The organism is Novosphingobium sp. BL-A-28-Hi1-0D (genome assembly GCF_055521755.1).
On record NZ_CM145502.1, the window covers coordinates 1,752,501 to 1,779,059 of the forward strand.

The window sequence follows — 26,559 nt, forward strand, 5'->3', positions numbered from 1 at the left end:
CGAAAGCCCCGCCTTGTGCGGGGCTTTTGTGTTTGTGTTGTGCGATTGCATCACTCCGTCACGGAGTTGCGCGCTGAAACTAAACTTTGTGACAGTCTTGTGAGGATGCGGTATTCGCTCGGCGGTAAACGTTGCCCGGCGCGGCCTTGGGAGAGGATGCGACAACGTTCGCGCCGCGCCGGGTTTTAACTCCTCATCAGATAGGCAAGCTCACGGCGTGAAATCGCGGATGTCCGCGACGGTCTTGGCATCCAGTCTGCGCACGAGCGCAACAACGAGATCGAGCATCTGGTCGAAATCGCGGCGATTGACGATGCCGGTATGGACGTGGGTATAGCGGGCGGGGACGACCAGATTGACCGTCGGGGCACCGCCGCCGACCGTCTGCATTTCGGCTGAATCATCGCCGTAGCCCTGCACCAGATCGAGTTGCAGCGGCAGCTTTGCCTGCTTGGCCGTGTCCTTGATCAGTGCGACCAGCTTGCGGTTGGGCAGGGCGCTGCTGTCGTAAAGGAAGAGGCCGGGGCCTGCACCGAGTTCAACCTGGCTTTCCTCGGGCTTTGCGCCGCCGGAGTCACCGGTCACGCCGCCTTCGATGGCAATGCCGATGTCCGGTTTCACAATTGCTGTCGAGGCTCTTGCCCCGCGCAAGCCGATCTCTTCCTGAACGGTTGCAGTGAAGAAGACCTGGTTGGGGTGACCGCTCGCCTTGAGCCGCTCCATTGCCACGAGCAGGACGGCGCAGCCGATCCTGTCGTCCCACGCCTTGCCGGCGTAGTTGCCGGTGCCGTTGAGATCCATGAACGGACTGTCGGGTACGACCGGGTCGCCGGGGCCGATGCCGAGGGCAGCGACGCCTGCTGCATCTGTGGCGCCGACATCGAGGAATACGGCGTCCCTGCGGATGAGTTGGCCGCGCTCCTCCTGCGGTGCGAGGTGGACGTCGCGGATCGAACTGACGGCGCGGACCGGTCCCTTGCTGCCGAGAATGATCCAGCGCTGGCCGGCTATGGCCTGATCGAGCCAGCCGCCGAGCATCTGCATGGTGAGGAAACCGTTTGGTGTGGTGCGTCGGACGATGCCGCCCAGTTCGTCCATGTGCGCGGCAATCATGATCCTGGGGCCAGTGCTGCCCTGACGGGCGATGACCGATCCGAGGCCGTCGTAGCGGATGTCATCAGCGAGCGGCTTCATCCGCTCGACCATGATCTTGCGGACAGGTTCTTCGAAGCCCGATGGGCCGGGAGCGTCGGCAAGTTCGCGGAGCAGGTCCTTGGTGCGGTCTTGCGCGGCGGCAGGAATGGCCGCGCCCACTCCAAGGATCGCTGCCAATGCCACGGTCAAACGCTTCATCTGTCCCTCGCTCCCTGTCGCCATGGCCACAGGTGAGCGGTTATCCGGGAACGCCTGACTTTGCGCAAGGTGGGCCGACCACCCTTGTCGGCCCATAATGAGGATCAGGCCTGTGCCAGTTGCGGCCTGTTTGCCAGCAGGTTGTCGACCACGCTTGGATCAGCCAGCGTTGAGGTGTCGCCGAGGTTCGACACGTCATTCTCGCCGATCTTGCGCAGGATGCGGCGCATGATCTTGCCCGAGCGGGTCTTGGGCAGACCGGGGGCGAACTGGATCACGTCGGGCGTGGCGATCGGACCGATCTCGTGGCGAACCCACTGGATCAGTTCCTTGCGCAGGGCCTCGTCGGGCTCGACTTCGGCGTTGCAGGTGACGAAAGCGTAGATGCCCTGACCCTTGATGTCGTGCGGCATGCCGACGACCGCCGCTTCGGCTACCTTGGCATGGGCGACGAGCGCGCTCTCGATCTCGGCGGTGCCCATGCGGTGGCCCGAGACGTTGATCACGTCGTCGATGCGGCCAGTGATCCAGTAGTAGTCGTCCTCGTCGCGGCGGCAGCCGTCACCGGTGAAATAGAGGCCCTTGAAGGTGCTGAAATAGGTCTGGAAGAAGCGCTCGTGATCGCCCCAGACGGTGCGCATCTGGCCTGGCCAGGAGTCGGTGATGACAAGGCAGCCGTCTGTCGCGCCCTCGAGGAAATTGCCTTCGTTGTCGACCAGCGCGGGCTTGACGCCGAAGAACGGGCGCGAGGCCGAACCCGGCTTCAGAGGGGTCGCTCCGGGCAGCGGCGTGATCATCGCGCCGCCGGTCTCGGTCTGCCACCAGGTATCGACGATCGGGCAGCGGCTGTCGCCCACGACCTTGTGGTACCATTCCCATGCCTCGGGATTGATCGGTTCGCCCACGCTGCCGAGCAGGCGCAGCGACTGACGGCTCGTCTTCTTCACCCATTCGTCGCCTTCGCGCATCAGTGCGCGCAGGGCGGTGGGGGCGCCGTAGAAAATCTCGACCTTGAATTTGTCGGCAACCTGCCAGAAGCGCGAGGGATCGGGGAAGTTGGGGACGCCCTCGAACATCACCGTGGTCGCGCCGTTCATGAGGGGACCATAGACGACGTAGGAGTGGCCGGTGACCCAGCCGATGTCGGCAGCGCACCAGTAGATCTGGCCGGGCCTATAGTCGAACACGTACTGGTGCGTCATCGACGCCCAAACCGAGTAACCGCCGGTAGTGTGGAGGACGCCCTTGGGCTTGCCCGTGGAGCCCGAGGTGTAGAGGATGAACAGCGGGTCTTCCGCGCCCATTTCCTCAGGCGCGCAATCGCCGCTCTGTCCGGCAATCCCGGAGGCCCAGTCGACATCGCGGCCCTCGACCAGGTTCACGTTGGCGCCGGTGCGGCGAAGCATGATCACCGTATCGACGGCGGGGCACTGCTGCAGGGCTTCGTCGACATTGGCCTTGAGCGGCACCTTGCGCCCGCCACGCAGGCCTTCGTCCGCCGTCAGGACGATGCGGCTGTCGCAGTCGATGATGCGTCCCGCCAGGGCATCGGGGCTGAAGCCGGCAAACACGATGGAGTGGATCGCGCCGATGCGCGCACAGGCGAGCATGGCGACGGCGGCTTCGGGCACCATCGGCAAGTAGATCGTCACGCGCTCGCCGCGCTTGACCCCGCGCGACTTGAGCAGATTGGCAAAGCGGCTGACATCTTCGTGCAACTGGCGGTAGGTGATCGCGCGATGCGGCTCGTCAAGGCCATCGGGCTCCCACAGGATCGCGACCTGATCGCCGCGGGTCGCCAGATGGCGGTCAAGGCAATTGGCCGAGAGGTTGAGCGTGCCGTCCTCGAACCAGCGAATGCCGAAGTCGGCCTCGTGGAATGAGGTGTTCTTGACCTTGGTGAAGGGCCTGATCCAGTCGAGCCGCTTGCCGTGTTCGGCCCAGAAGCTTTCCGGGGCCTCAACCGACTGGCGGTACATCTCGAAATAGCGCGCCTCGTCGACCAGCGCGTTGGCGGCCCATTGCGCCGGGACCGGGTAGACTGCCTCGCCCATGTCAGAACTCTCCTCACGAATGCTTGCTCTTGCCGACAGGTCTACCGTTTGCCGGGCCGTCGGGCTTTTAGACAATAGTCGTAGAACCAGACCCTGTGAAAGCCCGGAAGGCAAGTGTCTGCCAAACCCGTCACGCAGCAGGATGTTGCGAATTTGCTGCCATGCGCTCCACCATTGACGCGGGTGCGCCTCTTGCCTTGGCGATCAGTGCAAGCCATCAGCGCGACATGGCAGAGTTTCGCGATTATCACGCCCACATCTATTTCGATCCGCATGAAGCCGGTGAAGCCGAGCGCCTTTGTCTGGCGATGCGCGAAGCGCTGGGAGTGGCGATGGGACGCGTGCATTCCCGCCCGGTCGGGCCACATCCGCGAGGATCATGCCAGATGACAATCCCTGCAGACCGCATTGGCGAAGCGTTGCCGTGGATGATGGACAATCGAGGCCGGTTCACCGTGTTCTGCCATGGCAACAGTGGCGATGATCTTGCCGATCACACCGCCCATGTGATGTGGCTTGGCGATAGCGAAACATTAAATCTCGCTCAATTCGGAGTGAAATGATCACATTCTGCATTTTAGCAACACTTTGTCGTGAATGCGCCCGTTGCCCGCAAAAGCACCGTCCCAGCTAGAGTTCGTGCAGTTCGGTATGGGGATCATCTGGAAGAAGCCGGGACTTTGAAGGCCTTTCACGGCTTTCAATCGCCGGCATTCCACCAGATCCAATCGATCTGCCGCGTTCGACACTGCTCTTCAACCTTGGCACCACGTACGCCGCTGCTATCGTGAACCGTGCTGCCGCAATCGCGCTGGGAACTTATGCAATCTCCATCGATCGTACTGGTAGAAGACGACGGTCCGCTGCGGACACTCACCGCCCGCGCCTTGCGGGAAAACGGTTACACGGTGCGCACGGCTGCAACGGGCGCGGAAATGTGGGTGGCGCTGGAAAGCGAGCCTGCCGATCTCGTGGTGCTGGACATCATGCTTCCGGGGACCAGCGGGATCGAACTGTTCCGCCGACTGCGCAAGCAGAGCGACGTGCCGATAATTTTCGTTTCTGCCCGCGGCAGCGAGGAAGACCGTGTGCTCGGCCTCGAACTGGGTGCCGACGATTACCTGCCAAAGCCCTTCAGCACACGCGAACTGGTTGCCCGCATCGGCGCAGTCCTGCGCCGAGGCACCACCGCCGTCACCGACACTGCGGGCGACACCGGCAGCCGCAGCGGCGATATCCGCTTTGATGGCTGGACCGTCTCGATGGCGCGGCGCGAACTCCATTCGCCGAGCGGGGCCATGGTCGACCTGACCGGAGCGGAATTCGACTTGCTGGCAACCTTCATCAGCCAGCCCCAGCGCGTCCTCGGGCGCGAGCGCCTGATCGAACTGTCACGCACTCGCCTGGGTGACAGTTCCGACCGCAGCGTCGACGTGCTGGTCAGCCGTCTCCGCCGCAAGCTGTCGGCGGCAGGTGGCAATGCGCCGATCGTCACGGTTCGCGGGGTCGGTTACATGTTCAAGGCAGAGGTGCAGCGCGCCTGATGCTTGCGCGCCGGTTTGGCCTGCCCGAGCGGCTGCTTGCGATCCTGCTGCTTGTCGCGCTCGTCGACTTCGCGGCGAACACCCTGCTTTTTGAACGTGCCAGCCGCTTTGCGCTGCGCGAGGATGATGCGGCCCGCGTGGCCGAGAATCTCGTCATCGCCAGCCGGGCGATCGGACGCGCGCCGGTGGCGGAGCGGCGACAAGTGGCCAGGGCGCTCAGCTCCAGCCGCTTCGCGCTCGACTGGCAGCCGTCCGGTGCCCGGCCGACCGGTTCCGTCCAGCTTTCGCGGTTGCGCGAGCAGATGGTTGAGGATGCGACGGAGCTTGGCCATGCCGACCTTCAGCTGCATCTGAGGCCTGTCGGGGTTGCCGGAAATGTCTCCGGCTCGCTGCTTCTGCCTGACCGCAGCGTCGTTCTGTTCCAGACTTACGCCAGCGATGCCTGGAGTCTGAACGCCGGTCGCATCATCACGCTGATGTTGCCTACGCTGGCGCTGGTTCTGTTGGCATGGGTGCTGTTTCGGGCAACGCTTTCCCCGCTGCGCACACTGGTTCGTGCTTCAAAGACCGTCGGGGCAGGGCCGCCACAGCCCTTGCCCGAGCAAGGTACTGCCGAAGTGCGCGACCTGATCCATGCGTTCAACGAGATGCAGCAGCGGGTCTATGAATCGATGACCAATCGCACGCACTCGATGCTGGCTATCGGGCACGACCTGCGCACGCCGCTTGCCCGAATGCAACTGCGCGTCGAGGGTCTCGATCTCGACGACGAAACGCGCGAGGGGATGAGCGCTGACCTTGGCGAGATGCGCCACATGCTCGAATCCCTCCAGGCCTTCGTCGAAACCGGCGGCTCGCGCCTGCCTGCCGAGCGAGTCGACGTTGCGGTCATGACGCAGACGCTGGTCGATACTGCCGCGGACAATGGTTGCGATGCGACGTTTCACGGGCTTGAAAGCCTAGAGATCGTTGCCCGTCCGGTGTCGTTGCGGCGGGCGCTTTCCAACCTGATCGAGAACGCGCTGCACTATGCCGGAAACGTCAGGGTCACGGTGCGGCGGGACGGGGACATGGCCGAGATCGTCATCGAGGATGACGGGCCCGGCATTCCCGGCGAGCGGCTCGACGACGTGCTGCAACCCTTCGTGCGACTCGACTCCGCCCGCTCTCGCGATACGCCCGGCATGGGCCTTGGACTGGCCATAGTCCGTCGCGCGGTGCAGCTCGACAATGGCACGTTGCACTTGCGCAATCGTCCTACGGGTGGGCTGATCGCGACCTTGCGCTTTCCACTCGCGACCAGCTGAGGTGCCTGCAACACTTCGTTACGCATGCGCGCCGAAACAGAAAGAGACGAGGCATACTTTGGTTATGGTTTTGACAATCCAGCAGGATTGCCCGCCTTAACGAAAGGTTCCTTGCGTGAACGAACTCATCGGTCGTGTCTTCAGCTTCGAGAAGACTGTCTTTCCCGACAGCCGCGAATTGTTCGGCAAGCTCGTCAGCGAAGGGCAATCGCCAAAGGCGCTGATGATCTCCTGCGCGGATTCGCGCATCGTGCCCGAACAGATCATGCAGGCAGAGCCGGGTGAACTGTTCGTCTGTCGCAATGCGGGCAACATGGTCCCGCCCTTTGCCACGATGAATGGCGGGGTGACATCGACGGTCGAGTACGCGGTGATGGCGCTGGGCGTGCGTGACATCATCGTCTGCGGTCACTCCGACTGCGGCGCGATGAAGGCGCTTTCGGCGCCCGAACTGCCCGAAGGGATGCCCAACGTCGTTGCCTGGCTGCGCCATGGCGCGGCGGCCGAGCATGTCGTCTCCAGTTGCTCGCCCAACCTTCATGGCGACGAGCGTGTGCGTGCGGTCAGCCTGCAGAACGTGATCGCACAGCTGGCGCACTTGCGCACGCATCCCTCGGTCGCCGCAGCAATCGCGCGCGGCGAGATGGCGCTGCATGGCTGGTTCGTCGACATCAGCGCAGGGATGGTGCTGGGCCTTGATGGCGAAACCGGCGAGTTCTCACCGCTGCGCGAGGACAAGCCGCTGCCGGTGGCCCTTCCTGCCCGCCGCCGTTCGGTGATCGACAACTGGACAGCAGAGGCAGCAGAATGACTTCGCCTGCCGCCGATGCAGGTGAGCGCAGCGGTCCATTCCGCTTTCTTGCCCGCGACCTGACCGCATCGATCGTGGTCTTTCTCGTCGCCATGCCGCTGTGCATGGGCATCGCCATCGCCTCGGGCGTGCCGCCGGAGAAGGGACTGGTCACCGGGATCATCGGCGGCATCGTCGTGGGTCTGCTTGCAGGGTCGCCGCTGCAGGTCAGCGGTCCGGCCGCCGGGCTTGCGGTCATCGTGTTCGAATTCGTGCGCGACAACGGCCTCTCGGCGCTGGGGCCGGTGCTCGTGCTGGCAGGTGCGCTCCAGCTCATTGCGGGCGTCGCGCGCCTCGGTGGGGTGTTCCGGGCGATTTCGCCGGCGGTCGTGCACGGCATGCTCGCCGGGATCGGCGCGCTGATCGTGATCGGCCAGTTCCACATCCTGTTTGATGCCAAGCCCCAGTCCAACGGGATCGACAATCTGGCGATGATGCCTGCCCGCGTCCTTGGCCTGACGCCGTTCGATCTGCGCTCGACCGAACTTGCGCTGATGCTCGGCCTGCTGACCATCGGCACGATGATCGCGTGGGAGAAGCTCAAGCCCGCGAGCCTGGGCCTGCTGCCGGGCGCGCTGCTTGGCGTTCTTGCTGCTACGCTGGTGGCGTGGGGAGCAGGGCTAGACGTTGCCCGCATCGTGGTACCCGATTCGATCGGTGCCGCCTTCGCCCTGCCCGACGGGGGCTTCCTTGCGCCGCTGACCCAGGGATCGCTGATCGTCTCGGCCATTGCCATCGCCTTCATCGCCAGCGCCGAAACGCTGCTCTCGGCCGCTGCGGTCGACCGCATGCACGACGGCACGCGCACCGACTACAACAAGGAACTGCGCGCGCAAGGCGTGGGCAATCTGCTGTGCGGGGTGTTCAACGCACTGCCGATGACCGGCGTGATCGTGCGCAGTTCGGCCAATGTCCAGGCAGGCGCCAAGACGCGGCTCTCGGCCATGGTCCACGGCGTGTGGATCCTCGGCTTCGTGGCCCTGCTGCCCTTCATCCTGCGCGAAGTGCCGATGGCGGCGCTGGGCGGGGTGCTGGTGGTGACGGGCTGGAAGCTGGTCAGCCTGAAGCAGGTGCGCCGTCTGTTCGAGGTTCACGGCTTCATGCCCGCCCTGATCTGGGCGGCGACGTTTGCGCTTGTGGTGACGACCGACCTGCTCACCGGCGTGCTGGTCGGCCTGGCGCTTTCAGCGCTTGAACTCGTGCCGCATCTGCGAAATCTACGATTCAAGGTCGGCGAGACCACGATCGGCGAGACGGTTCGGCTCGAACTCGAAGGCGCTGCTACCTTCCTTGGCCTGACCCGCCTGACGAGCGCTCTTGAGCAGGTTCCGCCGCGCAAGGCTGTGCACGTCGACCTCGAACGGGTTCATGCCATGGACCATACGACAGCCGAAATGCTCACCGAATGGCTGGCCCGCCGCCGTTTGCGGGGGGACGAAGTGCGCGTGACCGGGCCCGATGCCATCCTGCGGCCCCTGACGCCGGCCGCTTGATCATCGCCCCCGCCGCCCCGCCCCCTCAGGCGGGGGCGACCTGATGCCAAAATACCACGGCTCCCTGTCGATAAGGCAGGGAGCCGATTTGCGTGCGACATTCGATCTTGCAGTGCAGCAAATCGGGATGTAGGAAACGACTCATCTGCAGTGACGTCGCTCCATGAGAAGCGCTCGCACGGCAGACGCAGGTGGAACGTGATAACCTATCCAGGGAGCGTTCCGTATGAAGTTCCGTCTTGCCGCAGCTGTGGCACCTGTCGCCCTCGCACTCTTTGCGACCCCCGCCTTCGCTCAGGAAGCGGAAGAATCCAAGCCCATCACCGTTTCGGGCAGCGTCGGCCTCGTGTCCGACTATCGCTTCCGCGGCGTTTCGCAGTCCGACCGCTCGATGGCGGTTCAGGGTGGCCTGACGATCGCGCATGAAAGCGGCTTCTACATCGGGACCTGGGGTTCGAACCTCGCCGGTTGGGGCACCTTCGGCGGCGCCAACATGGAGCTCGACCTGATCGCCGGCTACAAGAAGACACTCGGCGACGCCACGATCGACGTCGGCGCGACCTGGTACATGTATCCGCGCGGCTTCGACAACACCGACTTCATCGAGCCCTACTTCAAGGTTTCCGGTTCGCTCGGCCCGGCATCGCTCACCGCCGGTATCGCCTATGCACCGAAGCAGGAAGCGCTTGGCGCATGGTATGCTGACGGCGCTGCCGCTGCTGCCGGCGTCTACACCGCTCCCGGCGACAAGAACGACAACCTCTATGTCTGGACCGACGCTGCCGCCGGCATCCCGGACACCGGCCTGACGCTGAAGGCGCACATCGGTTACTCGAAGGGCAACGAAGGCCTCGGGCCGTTCGCAACCTCGGTTGCTCCGACCGGCGAATACGTCGACTGGTCGCTGGGTGCCGACTACGCGATCAAGGGCACTCCGCTGACGCTGGGCGTTTCCTACATCGACACCAACATCAGCGATGCCGAAGCTGCTTACCTCCAGCCGAGCTTCTCGCGCGGCCAGGACGGTATCGGCTCGATCGCCGGCTCGACCGTCGTGGTTTCGCTGACTGCTGCGTTCTGATCCGAACAGCACCTGCTGGAAATGGGACCCTCTCTTCCTTCGGGAAGGGAGGGTTTTCCTTTTCGGGAGCCCGAGCTTCTTGCAGGCTACAGTTTATAGGTTGCTTCGAGCCCCGCCATGTAGATCGGCGATGCCGGGCCGCTTTGCCGCAGGTAGGAACCGGCCGTGAACGTGGCGATGGAGCCGGACAGCGTCAGGACGCTGCTCGCATTCCATTGCACGCCCAGTTCTATCTGGTTGCCGATATGCCTTGCCGTTGACGGACTTGCGGCGCGGATTTCGCTGCCGGGCAAGTCGTAGATGCCGTCGCGAACCGATGCGCGCCAGAAGCTTGCGGCTGAGACCTCCAGCGTAACCCCTCCACCGGCATCGATGTCGATGCTGGGATTCACGTTGAAGATGTTGCGCGGGCCGATTGGCGTCAGTTCTCCGAAGTAACGGCCCTTGGGGAACAGGGCGTTGAAGGTTCCCAGCACGTGGTCGTCCGGGCTTCTGTCGCCACTGGCGTAGTTTGCGCGCAGACGAAGGCGAGGCCGGAGTTTCGTGTCGGGAAAGCTGATCGCGGTTTCGGTCGCTTGCGACCATGCGCGGATGCTCTTGTTGGCAAAAGTGCCGCGCTGGATCATGGTTTCCCAGTTCCATGACAGACGGGCATGGCGGCCGATGGAATGGTGGCCGAACAGGCGCAGGCCGAAAGTGTCGCGCCGTTCCGCTCCAGTCACGGTGCCGTAACGGGCGGTCTTGTTGCGGTATCCGATCCAGTAGAGATCGACTGCCGCGTCAGGAGTGGGTTTGAGTGTGGCATAGACCGCGCGCAGTCGCCGCCGGTCGGAGGCGTGATCGTCGAAATCGCCCGGCTTTATCTCGACGGCGCGCAAGTCCATCAGGTCGAGGCGCAACCGGCCCAAATCGGAAGTCGCGCGGACGCCATCGAAGGGTTGCGGGATGTTCGGACCATAGCGCGTGCCGATCAGACGTTCCGACCCGAGCGCGACCAGTTCCCGCCCGCCGCGCAGGGTGAGCTTCGTGCCTTCGCCGAGAGACAGGTTGAGGTCGGCGAAGCCCTGAAGCAGGTCGATACCGGTCTGGTCGGCAGGCCCGTTCCCGCCAGTGACGCCTCGGGCGTAGCCGATGATCGGCTGGACGAAGGCACGTACCGGACCGGCATGAAGATCGGCGAGGGGCACCAGCCGCAGCCACAGATACCCGTCGTCAGGCGCATCGCCCCAGAGGCTGTTGGCATAACTCTCCTGCCGCGTGCGGGCCTCCAAGCCGAGCGTCAGTCGCACCGCGCCCTGTTCATCAAGCGGGAGGTTCTTCAGACCGGCGGGCTGGAGCGACCAATCCTCGTCGTAGCGCAGGTTTGTGCGATCCGGCGCGTCTGCGAGCGTGGGTGTCGCGAGGGCGAGGCCAGTCAGGACGATCAGGCGACGGATCATTTTCGCTGCAGTTCGGCCATTTGCGGATGCCGCACGAAAATCGTCGTGGCGACGAGCACGACGCCGCCTGTAAGCAGCAAGGTTGGGCCGAGGCCGAGGGCGTGAAAGAGCAGGGCACCGGCTGCGGCACCGGCAAAGATGGCGAGGACGGCACCAAGCCGCGCGGGAAGGTTCGATGTCGTGCCGGATGCCGAGCGGGAATCCGCCGCTATGCCGGTGATCGTCAGGGTCAGAACGGTTGTGGTGAGGTCAGGCACCTTGAGCTGCCGCACGATGGCATTGCGGAAGCCCATCGCGCCTCCGGTAAGGGCGATGATGCAGGGCAGCAACAGGGCGACGGGCGCATCTGCTCGCGCGGCATAGATGCCAAGCAGGCCGGCGAGGAACAACAGGCAGCTTTCGATCGACGCGGCGAGGACCAGCCAGTGGTTGAGCCGGGGCGTGCCATCGCTGTGCCACAAGCGGCCCGCGATGGCGGCGCCTGCCATGAAGGTGGCAAGCGCCACGACATAGCTGAGGGGATGGAATCCGGGCGTGCCGACCGCAGCGAAGGCAAGGAATACGACGTTGCCCGTCATGTTGGCGGTGAAGACCTTGTCCATGCCCAGGATGCTGGCCGCATCGACCATGCCGGTCGTGGCCGAGAGGACGAGAAGCAGGCGGAACAGTGGCGCCGGCGTCTTGAGTGGCACGCTCTGATTCATGTTATCTCCTTCGCGCACCCGGGAAACGGTCAAGGTCTTCGTTGTCTCCGGGCCTGCTCGGCAACCAGCGCGGCGAGAATGAACCCTCCGACAAGGCCGACATGTTCGAAGAAGGCGTTGGTCGCCGCGAAGCGCTCCTGGCCGGCCATGGTCCAGAAGGCGTTGGCGACGAAGGCTGCGAGCAAGGTGAACGTGCCGAGCATCCCGGCCCCAAGCCAGACCATCCGGCCCCACAGGATCAGCATGGGGCCGACGATTTCGACCGCGATGGTCAGACCCGCCCAGAGCGCTGGCGGATTCATGCCGAAATGCGCCTGCTCTGCGACGGCTGCAGGCCAGTCGGCCAGCTTGACCAAACCGCCGATCAGGTAGGCTCCAACCAGCAGCAGCCGGGCGAGGAACCATGTCGGCGGCCAGTCGAGCACGGCGTGGATCAGGCGAGGTTCGGCATCGCGCATGGGATCAGACCGCCCAGCAGCCGCAGCCCAGGGCGCCCCAGAAGTTCTGGACGTCAGATGATGGCACACTGGATGCAAGCGCGGCCGCATGGTCGTGGCCGTGCACGCCGCAAGCGGAGGCGCAGCCGCAGGCGCTGGCCATCTTCGCCGCCGTTTGCGGCTCTCGGTAGTAGCCTCCAAAGGTGCGGACCGGGGACCAGTCCGGCATGGGGGCAGGCAAGGCAGGGGCTAGTGATCCGAAATCGCCTTCGCCATGCACGATCTTTCCGCCCAGCAGGGTGAGCACGGAGCGGATGTGCGGGATGTCCGCCTCGGGCACGGTGAAGTAGTCCGCCGAAAGCAGGGCGCAATCGGCAAGCTGCCCAGCCTTGATCTGGCCCTTCTTGCCCGTTTCGCACGAGAACCACGTGTTCTCGTGCGTCCACATCGCCAGCGCCTTTTCGCGGGAAACGCGGTTGGCGCCGGGATAGAGCGAAAGACCGCCGACGGTGCGCCCGGTGACAAGCCACGAGAGCGAGACCCACGGGTTGTAGCTGGCAACGCGGGTGGCATCGGTGCCTGCGCCGACCGGAATGCCCGCCGCGATCATGCGGGCGATCGGCGGGGTGCGTTCGGCTGCGCGGCGGCCATAACGCTCGACGAAGTATTCGCCCTGATAGGCCATGCGGTGCTGAACGGCGATACCGCCACCCAGCGCGGCGATGCGGTCGATGTTGCGCTCGCTGATCGTCTCGGCATGGTCGAAGAACCAGTTGATGCCTTGCAGGGGCACGTCACGGTTGACCTTCTCGTAGACGTCGAGCGCGCGACCGATGGTTTCGTCATAGGTGGCGTGCAGGCGCCACGGCCAGCGGTTCTCGGCCAGCAGGCGGATAACGGGTTCGAGATCGCCTTCCATCGATGGCGGCATGTCGGGCCGGGCAACGCGGAAGTCCTCGAAGTCGGCGGCGGAATAGACCAGCATCTCGCCCGCGCCGTTATGGCGATAGGTATCGTCGCCCTGCCCCGGCGTGACCTGCTTCACCCAACCGGCAAAGTCGGCAAGCTCTTCCTTCGGTTTCTGGGTGAACAGGTTGTAGCTGATGCGTACGGTCAGTTGCCCGTCGTCGTGCAGCTTCTCGATCACGTGGTAGTCGTCAGGGTAGTTCTGGAAACCGCCGCCCGCGTCGATCACGCTGGTCACGCCCAGCGAATTGACCTCGCGCATGAAGTGGCGGGTGGAATTGATCTGGTAGTCCTCGGGCAGCTTCGGCCCCTTGGCCAGCGTCGAATAGAGGATCGTGGCGTTGGGCTGGGCCAGCAGCAGCCCGGTGGGATTGCCGGCGGCATCGCGCACGATCTCGCCGCCCGGTGGGTTGGGCGTGTCCTTGCCATAGCCGACCACGCGCAATGCGGCGGCGTTGAGCAGCGCCCGGTCGTAGAGGTGGAGGATGAATACAGGCGTATCGGGGGCGACAGCGTTTAGCTCGGCGAGGGTCGGCAGGCGTTTTTCGGCGAATTGGTGTTCGGTGAAGCCACCAACGACGCGGACCCACTGCGGCGCGGGCGTGCGGTCCACCTGGGCCTTGAGCATGGCCATGGCATCGGCGAGCGTCGGCACGCCGTCCCAGCGCAGCTCCATGTTGAAGTTAAGCCCGCCCCGGATGATGTGCATATGGCTGTCGATAAGTCCGGGGATCATCCGGCGTCCGCGCGCGTCGATCACGGTCGCATCGGGTGCAGCGGCGCGCACTTCGGCCTCGGGGCCAACCGCCAGAAAACGTCCATCGCGGATCGCCACGGCCTCTGCGCGCGGGTTCTCGCGGTCGAGCGTGGTGACGAGGGCGTTCACGATGATCAGGTCGTCGCGCATGGTGCTGGGCTTTCTGTCGGTGGCGCGGGCGAGGCCGGGGAGCAGGGAAAGGGCCGAGGCGCCGAGTGCTCCGGCGAGCGCATCGCGGCGCGTGGCGCTCATGGCTTTTCGTCCGGCTTGGACGGGAGGCCGGTTACCCGTTCGGCGCATGAGGTCTTCCAGAACGAAGCAACCTCCTGCCCATGGATCACCCGTTTCGCGAGCGGGACGGCCTGTTCGCCCAGCAACATGCCGAGCAGTCCCAGCAGGGCGACCGCGGGAGGGGCGGGCGATCGCGTGCCGAGCAGGCTGTAGAGGGCACCGACGAGCAGGCCGATGCCAAGGGCTGCGAGATAGGGTTTCATGGGCAGGAGGCTCCCTTGGGCCTTGGGAAGATCAATGGCCTTCGGGGTGGGGGGCCTCGTGCGGGAACGCGCCGCGCTGCGGGGCCTTGTGGACCATGGTGTAGGCGTAATCGACGCCCATGCCGTAGGCGCCGAGGTGCTCGCGCACGATGTCCATCACGCCGTTGTAGGTGTCGCGGTGCGCCCAGTCGCGCTGGAGTTCGAGCAGGGCGTTGATGGTGGTCAGCGAATGCGCGCCTGCCTGTTCCATGCGGCGGATTGCCGCATCATGCGCTTCCTGAGACGTTCCGCCCGAGGCATCGGTGACGATGTAGATCTCGAAGCCTTCCTCGATGGCGCAGAGCGTCGGGAACAGCAGGCAGGCCTCGGTCCACAGCGCGCAGATTACCAGCTTCTTCTTGCCGCTGGCCTTGACCTGCGCGACGAGTTCTTCGGAATCCCACGAGTTCATCGAGGTGCGCTCGATCGGCTTCTGCTGCACCACGTCGAGCAGTTCGGGCCAGATGTAGCCCGAGAAGGACTCGGTCTCGACCGCGGTCAGGATGATCGGCACGTTGAAGAGCTTGGCCGACTTGGCCAGCGCCACGGTGTTGTTCTTTAGGGTCTGGCGGTCGATGCTGGTGACGCCGAACGCCATCTGCGGCTGGTGGTCGATGAAGATGAACAGCGTGTCGTCGGCGTTGATCAGCGTCTTGGATCGGAAGGACATGGGAATCTCCTTGGGAGTGAGAGGTCAGTGGGCCTGGAGGTGGGCTTCGAGGAACCAGAGCTGCTTGTCGGTCTCGCGCGAGACCTGGGTGAACAGGTCTGCAGTATCGGCATCGCCGATCACGCCAGCCTGATCGATCGCCGCGCGCACCGCCTTGCCGAACGCGCCAATGCTGGCGGAGAGCGCCTTGAGGTGCGCCTCGCCGCCCGTGGCTTCGAGCGGGTAGCCATAGAGTGTGGTGGCCGAAGCGGTGGTGTTGACGCGGCCGTCCGCGACGTGTCCGAGCGTGGTGATGCGTTCGGCGAGCAGGTCGACGAACTGCTCGATCTCGTCGTGCACGCTGTCGAACAGCTGGTGCAGCTGGAGGAAGTGTGGCCCTTTGACGTTCCAGTGCGCCTGCTTGGCCTGCGCTTCCAGATCGAGCGCGTCGGACAGGCGGGCCTGCAGCAGGGCGCAGGCGTGCTTGCGCACGTGTTCGGACAGGTCGATGCGGCTGGTGTAGGTCATCGCATCAGGCCTTGATGAACGCGAGCAGGTCGGCGTTGATCACGTCCGGGTGGGTCGAGGCCATGCCGTGGGGCAGGCCCGGATAGGTCTTGAGCGTGCCCTTCCTGACCAGCTTGATTGCGAGATGCGCGGAATCGGCGATGGGAACGATCTGATCGTCCTCGCCGTGCATGATCAGCACCGGCACGTCGATTTTCCTGAGGTCCTCGGTGAAGTCGGTCTCCGAGAAGGCCTTGATGCAATCATAGTGCGCCTTGGCCCCGCCCATCATGCCCTGGCGCCACCAGTTGTCGATCAGGCCCTGGCTGACTTTCGCGCCCGGACGGTTGAAGCCGTAGAACGGGCCGGTCGGCACATCGCGGAAGAACTGTGCGCGGTTGGCGACGAGCGCCGCGCGGAAGCCGTCGAACACGTCCATCGGCAGGCCGCCGGGATTGGCTGGCGTCTTGAGCATTATCGGCGGTACGGCACCGATCAGCACGGCCTTGGCCACGCGGCCGGGACGTGCGCGGGCGGCATAGTGCGCCACTTCGCCGCCGCCAGTGGAATGGCCGACATGTACCGCGCCGCGCAAGTCGAGATGATCGGTCAGCGCGGCGACGTCGGCGGCGTAAGTGTCCATCTCGTTGCCGGTGTCGGTCTGGGTCGAGCGGCCATGGCCCCGCCGGTCATGCGCGATGACGCGGAAGCCCTTGGAGAGGAAGAACAGCATCTGGTTGTCCCAGTCGTCCGCGCTTAGCGGCCAGCCGTGGTGGAACATGATGGCTTGCGCATCCTTCGGTCCCCAGTCCTTGTAGAAGATCTGCGTGCCGTCCTTGGTGGTGATCGTACCCATCCTGCGTTCTCCTGAAGCGGGCGTGTCCTTGGAAAGTGCGAGGGACGGCATGGCGGTGAGCGCTGCCGCAAGTGATCCGGCCGCAAGAAATTCGCGCCGTTCCAATGCGATGCGCGGATGCGCTGGTTCGTCAGCCATGTCGGTTCCCCTTGTTGTGCCACAAGGTTGATCCGCTTCGGACCATGGGGAAACACCCGGTCGGGGGAACCTTTGGCCCGCTTTCGGGTGGCTACCAACCACCACGGGATCGTGATAATCTTCGCGCTGTGACAAGCACTTGCCGGAGCTGGCGGGGTGCGGGCAGCATCTACAGGGGAAGACTTTGCACATGCCGGCGGGGAACGCTGACCCGATCCGCATCCTCGTGGCGGACGATCACCCGATCCTGCGCGAAGGCGTGGCGGCGATCCTCTCGTTGCAAAAGGACATGGAAGTCGCCGGGGAGGCCGAAACGGGTGCGCAGGCCGTGCAACTCTATGACGATTTGCGACCCGATATCGTCCTGATGGACCTGCGCATGCCCGGGATGAACGGCGTCGAGGCGATCGAGAAGATACGCAGCGCCCACCCCGAGGCTCGCATCATCGTGCTCACCACCTATTCGGGGGATGCCAAGGCCCTCGAGGCGATGCGTGCGGGCGCGGCGGGGTTCCTGCTCAAGTCCAGCCTGCGCCGGGAACTGCTCGATGCGATTCGCGCCGTCCACCGCGGCCAGCGCCATCTCCACCCCGAGGTGGCGCAGGACATCGCGCTTCACGCTATCGAGGAATCGCTGAGCCCTCGCGAAGTGGAAATTCTCCAGATGATCGCGGGCGGCCATTCGAACAAGCAGGTGGCATGGCGGCTTGGCGTGGCAGAGGAAACGATCAAGTCCAACATCAAGAGCATATTCGCCAAGCTGAGGGTCAACGATCGCACCCACGCGGTGACGACGGCTGCCAAGCGGGGCATCATTGAACTCTGACCGGCCGCGCACGGCGATGGTGCGGCTGCTGGCAGCGGCACTGCTCGTGGCCATGTCTGGTTCGCCCCTGCCTGCCGCGCCGTCGAGTCCGCGCGAAGCCGCCGGGACCGGCGCATTGCATGGCTTCAAGCTGCGCCACTGGTCGCTTGAGGAAGGCGCGCCAAGCCGGATCAATGCCATCACCCAGTCGCGCGACGGCTTTCTGTGGATCGGCGGGGTGGATGGCCTCGTCCGCTTCGACGGGATTACCTTCGAACGCATCGGACCACCTCCGTCCAGTCCCAACCGCATCGTGGTTGCAAGGCTGCTGGCTGCAAGGGACGGTGCTGTGTGGATCGGGCTGGCGCGGCGCAAGGGCGTGATGGTCTGGCGCGATGGGCGGCTCGCAGATGCGCAGATGCCCAATCCTTCGCGCGAAGTGAACGACATCGCGCAAGGTCCCGACGGCGCAATCTGGGTTACGCGCGGGGGGCGGGGCACGCTGTCGCTGGCGCGTTTTGCCAAAGGGCGCTGGACGGAGTTCGACACCTCGTCCGGCCTGCCTGAAGAGCCTGCCTGGAACCCGCTTTTCTCCAAGGACGGCACGCTCTGGCTGACGACCGAGACCGGCGTGTACCGCAGACCGCCGGGTGCCGAACCGTTCGAGAGCACCGGTATCGTCACCGTTCCGCGCGCGACGCTCGCCGAGGCAGCCGACGGGACGATATGGCTGACCGACAAGAGCCGGACCCGTCCCATCGCCAAGGGCGCGAAGGTTCTCCCTGAGCAACCGGGCTTCGCCACGCCTTTCGCGATCCGGACACTGTTTGACCGCCATGGCGACTTCTGGGGCGCTACCTGGAGCGACGGTGCGTTCCGTGTCGATCATCTCCGGCCGGACAAGGCCGCGCAGATGCTGCGGCTGGACACGAGCAACGGGCTCCTGTCCGACCCCGTGCGCGCGCTGTTCGAGGATCGCGAGGGCAACATCTGGATCGGCGGAGAGATGGGCCTCAACATGCTGCGCCGGGTGCCGATCGCGCAGGCCGCAGGTATCCCGGCAGACCCTGCGACCAACCACATGCTGGCGGCGGATCGCTCGGGCGAGGTCTATGTCGCAGATGATCATGCGCTGTACCGGATACCGCTGAACGGAAATCCGGTTCGGGTCGGCCTGACCATGCGGTTGATCGAGGCGATCTGCACCGCGAACTCAGGCGGTATCTGGGCAATCGAGCGTGGTGGGGCCGTGCTCGTGCGCGAAGGGCGTGTGATCAGGCGCCTTGCCTTGTCGGCAAGCTTTGCCGCCAATTCGTGCGGCGAGGACGGTCAGGGCCGTCTGTGGCTTCCGGCCTTGCAGAAGGGACTCTGGGTTGTCGAGCGGGGCACCGCCACGGCCTATCCCGGGATCGATGCGGCAAAAGCCATTCCCGGCAACGTCGCCGTGCGGCAAGATGGCCGCGCGGCGATCCACTTCAGGGGCATGGCTCCGCAGCTCGCAGGCGGTCCTTTCGACGCACTGGCCGACAGCGACGTGCCGAGTGGTGGCATCGATGGTCTCCTGCCTTCGGGCGACGACTTTTTCACCAGCGGCAATCTCGGACTCTCCGCTCCTTTCCGGCCGGGTGCGCCCTTGCTGTCCGCAACACGCTATCCCTGGGCGAGCTCGCTCAACGGCATGGTCCAGACAAGGTCCGGCGACATCTGGGCCATAGGTGACACGGGGCTTGTCCGGCTCAAGGCCTCAGCGGTCCGCCATGCGCTTGCCCATCCGGGGGCAGAGGTTGCCTTTCGGCAGTTCGATTTCCGTGATGGCCTGGCCAGCTTTGCGCAGAAGTCATCGGGCGCGCAGATCGTAGCCGGGGGCGACGGCCGCATCTGGTTCGCCACTCGCAACAACGTTTCCAGCATCGACCCGGCGATGATCCGGATCAACGACCGCGCTCCGGATGTGATCGTGCGTGGTTTCAGGATTGGGCCCGGCACTTACTACCCTGCGGGGGCAATGCTGCCTGCCGGCACGATGCGGGTCGAGATCGACTACACGGCGACGAGCCTTTCCGTGCCTGAGCGGGTGCGGTTTCGCTATCGCCTGGACAGGGACGGCGCTGTCTGGACTTCGTCGGACAAGCGTACGGCGGCCTTTGACGGTCTCGGCCCCGGCAGATACCGCTTCGAGCTGCTTGCCGCCAACGAAGACGGGGTCTGGAGCAAGCGACCGGCGGTGGCGGAGTTCACCATTGCCAGTGCATTTCACCAAACCTGGTGGTTCCGGATCGCGGTTGTTCTTGCAGCAGGAGCGATGCTCTACGGCTTCTATGAGATGCGCCTGCGGCAGGTTTCGGCGCGCATCAGAAACCGGATGGCTGCGCGCAACAGCGAGCGCGAGCGTATCGCCCGGGAACTGCACGACACCATGATCCAGGGCGTGCAGGGCCTGATCCTGCGCTTCCAGGCCGTGGCCGACAAGTTTGCCGGTGACCCCGATGCACAGGCGGTTCTGCTACCCGCGCTCGAACGCGCCGAGGAAATGCTGGTGGAAGGTCGCGAGAGGGTCACCGGCCTGCGCAACGAGCGATCCCGCAATCTGCATCGCGAACTCAATCGCCTGATGAAGAACGAGATCTACCCGGCCGACCTGATTGCCCCGCTTGTCGTTCAGCGCACGCCAAGACCGATCGCGGAAAGCATGATCGACGATCTCCTTTCCGTCATCGGCGAGGCCCTCAACAACGCCGCCTGCCATTCGGGGGCGAACCGCGTCGATGTCGGGGTGCGCTACGGTCGCTGGGAGTTCTCTGCTTATGTTCGGGACAACGGGATCGGCATAAGCAACGAGACGTTGGCCAAGGGTTCCCCCAAGGGGCATTTCGGTCTGCTCGGCATGCGCGAGCGCATGTTTTCGATTGGTGGGAAGCTGAGCATCGAGAGCGCCGAGGGTTTCGGAACCACGGTTCGCATGATCCTGCCGGCAAAGATCGCCTACAAGCCAGCGCCCGGCAAGTTCATGCAGAAGGTGAGAAACATCCTCCGCACGTTGCAGGCGCGGTAGCAGGGCGGGAGAGCGCTTTCAGCCTGAGGCGAGGCATTTTCTGCCGAAAAGCTGTTCCTCCCTCGACCGGTGGGGATGCCGTGTTGCAGGCCGCCGCGTCGATGTATCAGCATCGCTGATGCATCCAGACCCCTCAATCGATTACATCTGGCTTGATGAAGCGGCTATCTTTCGTGACCTTTCAGGAAGAGTTTCATGTACCCGTTCAAAAATGGCCAGACCTTCGTAAGGAACCGGTGGTACTTGGCCGGCTTCTCGGACGAGATCAGCCGGCAGCCGATCGAACGGACAATTCTCGGCAAACCAGTGGTCATGTACCGGACTCAAGCGGGGGCGCCGATCGCCTTGTACGGCCTGTGTCCGCATCGCTATTCTCCCTTGGCAAAAGGCTGGGTCGACGGCGATTCCATCGTGCGCGGATATCATGCCTTCGCGTTTGCAGCCGATGGCAAGTGCGTCAGCATTCCTTCCCAGGGAACGGCCGCCGGCTTTTGCCAGCCAAGCTACCCGCTGCGCGAGACCGGCGAACTATGCTGGATCTGGATGGGCGATCCGGATCGCTGTGATCCCGCCCTGATCCCTCCTGTCGAGGACTTCGGCCTCGGCCTGCCGCGCTGGCGCTTCAGCTCTGCAAATCACTTCACCATCAAAGCGAGAGCGCAGTTGCTCATCGACAACCTCATGGACCTGACGCACCTGCCCTATCTGCATCACCACGTGTCCGGAGGGGAGGCGATGAAGGCCATGCCGATGCGCGAGGAGATGCGCGAGCACAGCTACCGGCTGGTGCGTACCGGCAAGCTGCCCTGGACGGATTTCTCCGACCTGATGTGGGGGGCAGAGCACCGCTACGAGGGCTTGGCGGACTGGGAATCCATCACGGACTTCTATGGGCCGGAACTCATCCGGACCAACATGCCGCTGTTTACGAGGGTGCCCGGTCACGATGCCGTGCCCTCCGAGCTTGGTCATCTGCACATCCTTCATGCGATCACGCCCGAGACAGCGACATCGACCCACTATCTCGGCTTCGCCAGCCGGAACTTCCGGCTCGACGACGAGACGCTCGACGCGTTCCAGCTCGAGTCCGACAAGAAGATCAGGCAACAGGACATTGACGCGGTCGAAGCCATCGAGACGAGAGTTGAAGAGGCCGCAGCGCAGCAACGCGAACTTCTGGTCAGATCGGATGCGCCGGCGGTGAAGGTGCGCCGGTTAATCCAGAATATGCTGGATGAAGAACAATGAGCTGCGACCACCTGACGACCTGCGGCCACGGCAAGCCCGTCATCCCGGTGGTCCGGCGCGGCGAGGACCTTGTCGTCGACCTGCACTGCCATCTCAACGTCGCAGCGGCTGACGCTTACGTGCGCCAGGAAGTTTCCGACGCGCCCGATCCACTGCGGTTCGTGTCCCCTGCGTCCAGAGCGACAAATGCGGCCCTGTTCGCAGCAATCGGATCGCGCCTGAACGGTGTCGAGGAGCGCCTGGCGGACATGGACAGGCTAGGGGTCGATGTGCAGGCCATCAGTCCGTCTCCCGGCCAGTATTACTATTTCGCACCGCCCGAAGTGGGCCGGGAAGCCGCGCAACGGGTCAACAACGGCATCGCCGAGGCTGTCGCGAAACATCCCGACAGGCTCGTGGGCATGGGAACAGTGCCGCTGCAGAACACCGGGATGGCCATTGCCGAGATGCGACGCTGCGTCGATGAACTGGGATTGCGCGGTATCGAGATCGGTTCGAACATTGCCGGTCGCGAGCTTGCATCGCCGGATGTGCGGCCCTTCTTCGCTGCTGCCGAGGAACTCGGCGTCCTGCTGTTCATCCATCCCCTCGGGTTTACCCAAGGCGAACGCTTGTCGGAGCACTATCTCGACAACATCATCGGCAATCCTCTCGAATCCACCATCGCGCTGAGCCACCTGATCTTCGAAGGGGTGCTCGACGCCTATCCCGCTCTCAAGCTCTGCGTCGCGCACGGTGGAGGCTTCCTGCCTGCCTATTGGGGGCGGTTCGATCACGCCTGGCGGGTTCGACCCGAGTGCCGGGTTCACGCCAGGCGCGCGCCGTCGGAGTATCTGCGGAACATCTGGCTGGACACGCTGGTCTTTGACCGCGAACAGCTCGACAGCCTGATCCGGACCCATGGCGCCGAGCGCCTGTGCCTTGGGACCGACTATCCGTTCGACATGGCCGAGCCCGATGCCGTGGCGTTCCACAGCCACCTCGAGCCTGATGTCCGGGCCCGCATTCTGGGCCTCAATGCGGCAGACCTGCTTGGCTTGCACATCGCGCCGCGCGCGGAGGAGCCTTGAGGGTTTTCACCTGTTGATACCCCGCGGGTGACGCATTTCTCGTGTTGATGCTATGCGGCCATATGCGATTCGATAAGCTCGATCTGAACCTGCTGGTGGCTCTGGACGCCTTGATCAGCGAGCAGAGCGTGACGGGTGCTTCAAAGCGCCTTTTCCTCAGCCAGCCCGCGGTCACCTCCGCCCTGAACCGCCTCCGGGATTACTTCGGCGACGAGTTGCTCGTGCTCGAGGGTCGCCAGATGCGGCTGACGTACAAGGCGGAGAAGCTGGCTGCACCGGTCAAGCAAGTTCTCGAGCTCATCCGCAGCGAGATCACCCAGCCCGGCAATTTCGATCCATCGACGTCCACCCGCAGGTTCGTTATCGTTTCCTCCGACTACATCCAGACGGTCCTGATGGCGGAGGTCATAGCCGAGGTTTCGCGGCAGGCCCCCAAAGTGTCCGTCGAGATCCTGCGCCCCAGCAGCGACACCGAAGAGCGGTTCGAGCGCGCCGAAGCGGATCTTATGATAACCGTCAGGCCCTTTCACCTCGATAACCATCCAAGCATGCCGCTGTTCACGGACGAGCACGTCCTCGTATCGTGGACAGGGTCCGAATATGCGGACGAGATTTCGGAAGGCGAGTTTTTGGCTGCGGGCCATGTTGCGGCAACATTCGGCCGGGACCGGCGCCCGGCGCTGTCTGAAATCTCGCTGGAGCATCTCAGGGACCAGCGCCGGATCGAATTGCTGGTCCCAAGCTTTTCGGCGCTTGCGCAGTCGGTCGTCGGAACGCAGCGGCTTGCTACGATGCACCGCAAGCTGGCGGAGCACTTCCTGCCTCTCTACCCGATCCGGCTGCACCGGGTGCCGGTTCCCATTGCTCCCATCGAACAGATCCTCAACTGGCATCGCCTCCGGGCGCAGGATTCCGGCATGCAATGGTTGCGCAATCTCATTGTCGCGCGCTGCTCGGACAAGTTCGGAAACCTATAGGCAAGACTGATAGGAAGCAGTCTCTCTTTCGATTAGACCGATAGCAGAGCTTCCGCCATTCGTCCTCTCACAGGAGGACGCTCGATGGCGATCAAGGGACTGCATCATATTCATCTCGCTGTGCGCGACCTCGCAGGAGGGGTCGCGTTTGCGCAGGACTTCGGACTCGTCGAAGCGGCGGCACTGGGGCGCAAGAGGTACATGCGCGGCCTTGGCCGCCACGCCTACCTAGTCGTGCTCGAAGCAGCCGATGAGTCAGAATTTTCTGGCCTCGCATTTGAAGTCGACGACGAAGCCGACCTTGGCAGGGCGATAGACGATCACGGGGCGAGCGCTCTGCGTGCGCTGGGCGGACCCGGTGGTGGGGTCGCAGTCGATCTGGTGGACCCCAATGGATTCAATATTTCACTGGTGCACGGTATTCAGGACCGGGCTCCGGACCCTCTGCCGCCATCACTGCTTTTGAACCAGGGCTACGACAAGCCGCGGATCGGCACCTTTCAGGAGAAGTCGCCGCTCGGACCGCCCCCGATCATACGGCTCGGCCATGTCGGCATCTTTGTCCAGGACTGGCAGGCGACCGACGCGTGGTACCGCAGCGTCCTCGGGCTCATCCCCAGCGATCTGATGTACCTGGGCGATGAAGCCCACAAGATCGGCGGCTTCTATCGCCTCGATCGTGGCTCGGAGCATGTGGACCATCACGTGCTGGGCATGTTCGGAATGCCGGGCAAGCAGGGGCTTCACCATCTTTCACTCGAAGTGCCCAATTCCGAAGACCAGTTTGTGGCGCACCGTTGGCTGACCCGGCGCCAGCGCACTGAAATCTGGGGCGTGGGTCGCCACCCGCTCGGCAGCCATGTCTTCGACATTTGGAAGGACCCGAACGGCTTCAGATACGAAACCTTCTCGGACACCGACTTGCTGGATGCTTCGGCCACCACGGGGCTGCACGCCATCCAGGATATGGAAATGGATCTATGGAGTGACCGCAATGTCGAAATCTACTTTGCATGACCTGAAGCCGAAACCTGCGCTGCGGCCCGAAGGAATCAACGAAGCCACCGGATTGATCAACGGAAGCTTCGGCATCGGCACTTACCGTGCCAAGGGCAGGACTTTCCCCGGGCTCGTGCAGGCTGCAGGCAGTGTTTACGACCTGTCGAGCCACTACGCCGATACCCTTGCGCTTTTCGAGGATTGGGACCGCGCACTCGACCTTCTTGCTGACATTTCGGCAAAGGACGCCGGGGCCGATCTGGCCTTTGCCGATGTGGAATGTCTCCCACCCGTCTCCCGACCCAACATGCTGTGCACCGGTTCCAACTACCGGCAGCACGTCGCGGAGATGATGACCTACAACAAGTTCAATCAGGACAAGCGCCTTCCGGGAGAGAGCGACGAAGCGTTCTTCCTGCGCAACCTGGAGGAAGTCGACCGGCGCGCGCGCGAGGGGATGCCATTCTTCTGGACAGGTCTGCACAGTTCGCTTTGCGGCGCGTACGACCCGATTCCGCTTCCGCTCGTCGGCGAGCACCACGACTGGGAGCTGGAGTTCGCTGCAGTGGTTGCCCGCACCGGACGCTACGTGCGCCCGGAGGATGCCGATCAACTGATCGCCGGCTACGTGATGGTCAATGATCTCGGGACGGTCGACGAGTTTCGCCGCATCGACGTTCGCTGGGGTCATGATTGGGTCAGCAAGCATCAACCGAACTTCAAGCCTGCAGGTCCGTTCATCGTTCCCAAGCAGTTCGTTGATCGTTCGAAGGTCCAGATTCGCATGAAGCTCAACGGAGAGGTCATGCAGGACTGGCCGATCAGCGACATGATCTTCCAGCCCGAACAGGTTCTCTCCTATGCGTCGGAGCGGATCCGCCTGATGCCGGGGGACTTCCTGCTGACCGGGTCGCCCCCAGGCAATGGTGCGATGCACGGTGGCCGCTGGATGAGACCGGGCGATATTCTCGAAAGCGAGATCACTTATCTGGGGCGCCAGACCAATGTCGTCGTTGCGGAAGAGACAAACGGCAAGCCTAACTACGGTCCGTTCATCACCGAGTGGCCGACGTGACCAGCGGTCCCGTGGAATCCGCTGGGACGGCTCAGCCGTCCCAGCGGTACACGCGAACTGCCGCACTCCTCCATTGGACGATCGCGGCGGCGATCATCGGCAATCTGGCGATGGGGTACCTCTGCGCCAACATCGAGTTCGCCGCTGAAGATCTCGTCCTCAATCTTCACAAGGTCTCCGGGCTGCTCATTCTGGTGCTCAGCCTGTTTCGGCTTGGCTGGCGGCTGACCCACAAGGCGCCAGCCCTCGTCTACCGTAGTCAAGCACAGCGACGGGCAGCGCATACGGTGCATGCTGCGCTGTACGCCCTGATGATCGCCGCGCCCTTCACCGGCTGGCTGGTGACATCGAGCTTTCCGAAACGACATCCGATCAGCGCTGGTCCGCTCGATCTCCCGTTCCTCCCGGTAGAACCCAGTCTTCCACTCGCTGTGCAGGCGCATGGGGCCCACGAACTGCTGGCAGCCATCATGGCGACGCTCGTCTTCGGACATGTCCTGGCGGCAGCCTGGCACCAGTGGGTAATCAAGGACGGACTGCTTGACCGGATGAAGGGCTGACCCACCAGCGTCAAGGCAGCATCCCATTCACAGAGCTTATGGGTTGCGCCCAGAGTATCGATTGGACGCTACCAGCCAATGAGCGGATCACACCGACAACTTCAA

24 protein-coding genes are annotated in these 26,559 nt (G+C 64.0%); 14 read left to right on the forward strand and 10 right to left on the reverse strand.

The annotated features are described in order from the left end of the window. Window positions 1-210 precede the first annotated feature (210 nt). Both ACZ1JW_RS08680 and acs read right to left on the reverse strand, forming a co-directional pair. Complete coding sequence (locus ACZ1JW_RS08680; protein WP_465142674.1) at window positions 211-1,353, reverse strand: M42 family metallopeptidase; 1,143 nt, start codon at window positions 1,351-1,353, stop codon at window positions 211-213. A 104-nt stretch (window positions 1,354-1,457) separates the two neighbouring features. Further along, complete coding sequence (gene acs, locus ACZ1JW_RS08685; protein ID WP_465142675.1) at window positions 1,458-3,407, reverse strand: acetate--CoA ligase; 1,950 nt, start codon at window positions 3,405-3,407, stop codon at window positions 1,458-1,460. A gap of 227 nt (window positions 3,408-3,634) precedes the next feature. Between acs and ACZ1JW_RS08690 the strand changes: the two genes are divergently transcribed. The 6 genes from ACZ1JW_RS08690 (at window position 3,635) to ACZ1JW_RS08715 (ending at window position 9,682) form a co-directional block, all read left to right on the forward strand. After that, window positions 3,635-3,970: a DOPA 4,5-dioxygenase family protein gene (locus ACZ1JW_RS08690; protein ID WP_465123956.1), complete on the forward strand. Its 336-nt coding sequence runs from the start codon at window positions 3,635-3,637 to the stop codon at window positions 3,968-3,970. 258 nt (window positions 3,971-4,228) lie between these two features. After that, window positions 4,229-4,951: a response regulator transcription factor gene (locus ACZ1JW_RS08695; RefSeq protein WP_465123955.1), complete on the forward strand. Its 723-nt coding sequence runs from the start codon at window positions 4,229-4,231 to the stop codon at window positions 4,949-4,951. Further along, window positions 4,951-6,258 (forward strand): ATP-binding protein, encoded by a 1,308-nt coding sequence (locus ACZ1JW_RS08700; protein ID WP_465142676.1) that lies wholly within the window; start codon window positions 4,951-4,953, stop codon window positions 6,256-6,258. Before ACZ1JW_RS08695 ends, ACZ1JW_RS08700 begins: the two co-directional genes overlap by 1 nt. 115 nt (window positions 6,259-6,373) lie before the next feature. Further along, window positions 6,374-7,069 carry a carbonic anhydrase gene (locus tag ACZ1JW_RS08705; protein ID WP_465123953.1) on the forward strand — a complete coding sequence of 232 codons (696 nt, stop codon included), beginning with the start codon at window positions 6,374-6,376 and terminating at the stop codon, window positions 7,067-7,069. Next, the gene (locus tag ACZ1JW_RS08710) at window positions 7,066-8,601 is read left to right on the forward strand and encodes a SulP family inorganic anion transporter (protein ID WP_465123952.1); all 1,536 of its coding nucleotides are present in this window, start codon (window positions 7,066-7,068) and stop codon (window positions 8,599-8,601) included. Before ACZ1JW_RS08705 ends, ACZ1JW_RS08710 begins: the two co-directional genes overlap by 4 nt. A 226-nt stretch (window positions 8,602-8,827) precedes the next feature. Then, on the forward strand, window positions 8,828-9,682 hold the full coding sequence (locus ACZ1JW_RS08715; protein ID WP_465123951.1) for a TorF family putative porin: 855 nt from the start codon (window positions 8,828-8,830) through the stop codon (window positions 9,680-9,682). Between the two features lie 86 nt (window positions 9,683-9,768). Here ACZ1JW_RS08715 and ACZ1JW_RS08720 read toward each other — a convergent pair whose 3' ends face one another. The 8 genes from ACZ1JW_RS08720 to ACZ1JW_RS08755 all read right to left on the reverse strand — a co-directional run bounded on the left by ACZ1JW_RS08720 (window position 9,769) and on the right by ACZ1JW_RS08755 (window position 16,530). Further along, complete coding sequence (locus ACZ1JW_RS08720; protein WP_465142677.1) at window positions 9,769-11,121, reverse strand: alginate export family protein; 1,353 nt, start codon at window positions 11,119-11,121, stop codon at window positions 9,769-9,771. Then, window positions 11,118-11,825, reverse strand: a complete 708-nt coding sequence (locus tag ACZ1JW_RS08725; RefSeq protein WP_465142678.1) for a YoaK family protein — start codon at window positions 11,823-11,825, stop codon at window positions 11,118-11,120. Before ACZ1JW_RS08725 ends, ACZ1JW_RS08720 begins: the two co-directional genes overlap by 4 nt. A gap of 29 nt (window positions 11,826-11,854) precedes the next feature. Next, window positions 11,855-12,283 (reverse strand): DoxX family protein, encoded by a 429-nt coding sequence (locus tag ACZ1JW_RS08730; RefSeq protein ID WP_465123948.1) that lies wholly within the window; start codon window positions 12,281-12,283, stop codon window positions 11,855-11,857. Between the two features lie 4 nt (window positions 12,284-12,287). Continuing rightward, window positions 12,288-14,135, reverse strand: coding sequence for an amidohydrolase (locus ACZ1JW_RS08735; RefSeq protein WP_465142751.1), 1,848 nt, complete (start codon window positions 14,133-14,135; stop codon window positions 12,288-12,290). Between the two features lie 98 nt (window positions 14,136-14,233). After that, complete coding sequence (locus ACZ1JW_RS08740; protein WP_465142679.1) at window positions 14,234-14,479, reverse strand: DUF1427 family protein; 246 nt, start codon at window positions 14,477-14,479, stop codon at window positions 14,234-14,236. A 31-nt stretch (window positions 14,480-14,510) separates the two neighbouring features. Beyond that, a complete protein-coding gene (locus ACZ1JW_RS08745; protein ID WP_465142680.1) occupies window positions 14,511-15,188 on the reverse strand; it encodes a hydrolase in 678 nt (225 codons plus the stop codon). A 24-nt stretch (window positions 15,189-15,212) separates the two neighbouring features. Further along, entirely contained in the window at window positions 15,213-15,695 is a 483-nt protein-coding gene (gene dps, locus ACZ1JW_RS08750) for a DNA starvation/stationary phase protection protein Dps (RefSeq protein ID WP_465123945.1), read from the reverse strand. Window positions 15,696-15,699: 4 nt separating this feature from the next. After that, a complete protein-coding gene (locus tag ACZ1JW_RS08755; protein ID WP_465126410.1) occupies window positions 15,700-16,530 on the reverse strand; it encodes an alpha/beta fold hydrolase in 831 nt (276 codons plus the stop codon). Between the two features lie 328 nt (window positions 16,531-16,858). Here ACZ1JW_RS08755 and ACZ1JW_RS08760 point away from each other — a divergent pair, with 328 nt between their 5' ends. The 8 genes from ACZ1JW_RS08760 to ACZ1JW_RS08795 all read left to right on the forward strand — a co-directional run bounded on the left by ACZ1JW_RS08760 (window position 16,859) and on the right by ACZ1JW_RS08795 (window position 26,454). Then, the gene (locus ACZ1JW_RS08760) at window positions 16,859-17,494 is read left to right on the forward strand and encodes a response regulator transcription factor (RefSeq protein ID WP_465123944.1); all 636 of its coding nucleotides are present in this window, start codon (window positions 16,859-16,861) and stop codon (window positions 17,492-17,494) included. Beyond that, window positions 17,484-20,525, forward strand: coding sequence for a ligand-binding sensor domain-containing protein (locus tag ACZ1JW_RS08765; RefSeq protein WP_465142681.1), 3,042 nt, complete (start codon window positions 17,484-17,486; stop codon window positions 20,523-20,525). The genes ACZ1JW_RS08760 and ACZ1JW_RS08765 overlap by 11 nt, the downstream gene beginning before the upstream one ends. 243 nt (window positions 20,526-20,768) lie before the next feature. Continuing rightward, the gene (locus ACZ1JW_RS08770) at window positions 20,769-21,773 is read left to right on the forward strand and encodes a Rieske 2Fe-2S domain-containing protein (protein ID WP_465142682.1); all 1,005 of its coding nucleotides are present in this window, start codon (window positions 20,769-20,771) and stop codon (window positions 21,771-21,773) included. Continuing rightward, window positions 21,770-22,843, forward strand: a complete 1,074-nt coding sequence (locus tag ACZ1JW_RS08775) for an amidohydrolase family protein (RefSeq protein WP_465142683.1) — start codon at window positions 21,770-21,772, stop codon at window positions 22,841-22,843. The genes ACZ1JW_RS08770 and ACZ1JW_RS08775 overlap by 4 nt, the downstream gene beginning before the upstream one ends. A 62-nt stretch (window positions 22,844-22,905) precedes the next feature. Next, window positions 22,906-23,820, forward strand: a complete 915-nt coding sequence (locus ACZ1JW_RS08780) for a LysR family transcriptional regulator (protein WP_465142684.1) — start codon at window positions 22,906-22,908, stop codon at window positions 23,818-23,820. Window positions 23,821-23,904: 84 nt separating this feature from the next. Next, on the forward strand, window positions 23,905-24,837 hold the full coding sequence (locus tag ACZ1JW_RS08785; protein ID WP_465123939.1) for a VOC family protein: 933 nt from the start codon (window positions 23,905-23,907) through the stop codon (window positions 24,835-24,837). Continuing rightward, entirely contained in the window at window positions 24,815-25,894 is a 1,080-nt protein-coding gene (locus tag ACZ1JW_RS08790) for a fumarylacetoacetate hydrolase family protein (protein ID WP_465142752.1), read from the forward strand. Before ACZ1JW_RS08785 ends, ACZ1JW_RS08790 begins: the two co-directional genes overlap by 23 nt. Then, window positions 25,882-26,454, forward strand: a complete 573-nt coding sequence (locus tag ACZ1JW_RS08795) for a cytochrome b (RefSeq protein WP_465142685.1) — start codon at window positions 25,882-25,884, stop codon at window positions 26,452-26,454. Before ACZ1JW_RS08790 ends, ACZ1JW_RS08795 begins: the two co-directional genes overlap by 13 nt. Window positions 26,455-26,559: the final 105 nt, after the last annotated feature.